General features: G+C 69.2%; 1 protein-coding gene. It reads left to right on the top strand.

The genetic code is table 11. The annotated features are described in order from the left end of the window. Window positions 1-54: 54 nt before the first annotated feature. Window positions 55-1,488 carry an IS1182 family transposase gene (locus AB0H52_RS31955; RefSeq protein ID WP_151493369.1) on the top strand — a complete coding sequence of 478 codons (1,434 nt, stop codon included), beginning with the start codon at window positions 55-57 and terminating at the stop codon, window positions 1,486-1,488. The last annotated feature ends 167 nt before the right edge of the window (window positions 1,489-1,655 follow it).

Raw genomic sequence — 1,655 nt, 5'->3', positions numbered from 1 at the left:
CTAGGAGCGTGGGTCAGTAACGCTTCGTTCGGGGTGGTCGGTCGTTGACCAGTCGTGGGTAGTGCGAAGACGTTTCGGCGGTTCGATCCGGATCAGATCTTGTTGTTGCCGCCGTCGTTGGACGAGTGGCTGCCGGATGGTCATCTGGCCCGGTTCGTGGCGGAGTTGGTTGGCGAGGCGCTCGACCTGTCGGCGGTCTACGCCGACTACACCGAGGTGCGCGGCTATCCGCCGTACGATCCCAGGTTGATGCTGCGTCTGTTGATCTACGGTTACATGACCGGGGTGCGGTCGTCGCGGGCGATCGAGCGTAAGTGCGTTGACGATGTCGGGTTCCGGTGGCTGGCCGCCGATCAGGCGCCGGACTTCCGGTCGATCGCCCGGTTCCGTCGCCGACATCTTGACGCCTTGGCCGACCTGTTCCTGCAGTCGCTGCGCCTGGCGCAGCGACTGGGCATGGTGAAGATGGGCCGGGTCGCCCTGGACGGCACGAAGTTGCAGGCCAACGCCTCCCGGCACAAGGCGATGAGCCACGGCCGGCTCGTGGCCAAAGAGGAGCAGGTCGAGGCCGAGGTCGCCGCGCTGGAGGCCACGGTCGCGGCGCTGCTGGCCGACGCCGAGGCCGTCGATGCGGACGAGGACGTCCGCTATGGCGTCGACGGTAAAGACACCGACCTGCCGGCCGAGTTGGACCGGCGGGAGAAGCGCCTGGCCCGGTTGCAGGCTGCCCGCGCCCAGATCGAGACCGAGGCTGCTGACAAGGCCCGCGCTCGGGCCGAGGCCACCGAACGCGCCCGCCAGGCCCGCACCGGTAGCCCTGACGAGGCTAAGGTCACCGAGGCTGGGCAGAAGGCCGCGGCTGCCGCGAAGCCGAAGCCGAAGGCGCAGGCCAACTTCACCGATCCCGAGTCGCGAATCATGAAGATGGGCACCGGGGCCTACGCGCAGGCCTACAACGCCCAGGCCGTCGTCGACGACGCCCACCAGGTCATCACTGCCGCGGACATCACCGACTGCGCCTCGGACTGCCCGTCCTACACCCCGATGCTCGACCAGTGCGCCGCCAACACCGGTACCCACCCCAAGCAGGCGGTGGTCGACGCCGGCTACTGCTCCGACGACAACCTCGACGCCGCTGCGGCCCGCCACGAAGCCCACGGCACCGACACGTTCATGGCCACCGGCCGGCTACGACACGACGAGCAGGTGCCACCCGCCCCCCGCGGGCGCATCCCGGCCAACGCCACACCAAAACAGCGGATGGCCCGCAAGCTGCGCACCAAACCCGGCAGAACCGCCTACCGCCGCCGCAAGGCCATCGTCGAGCCCGTGTTCGGCCAGATCGTCACCTGCCAGAACGGCCGCCGTCTGCTCCTGCACGGCATCGACGGCGCCCGGGGCGAATGGCGGCTCCTCGCCGCCAGCCACAACCTACTCAAAGTCTTCCGATACGCCGGAACCGCCGGGCTGGCCGCAGCCACCGGCTGAGACCTCCCCACAGGCCGCTACCGCGGCCCCAGACATGCCCCCACAGGCCCCAGACGACCCGACACAGGCAACCGGACACGGGCATCCAACCACCCGACCCGAAACGCCACTAGCGTCACCGACCCGACCCCGCGACAGCTTGCTCGTTACCGACCCGCGCTCCTAGC

The organism is Micromonospora sp. NPDC050695 (genome assembly GCF_040654415.1).
Lineage (GTDB): Bacteria > Actinomycetota > Actinomycetes > Mycobacteriales > Micromonosporaceae > Micromonospora.
This window is presented reverse-complemented; position numbering and strand designations above follow the sequence as displayed.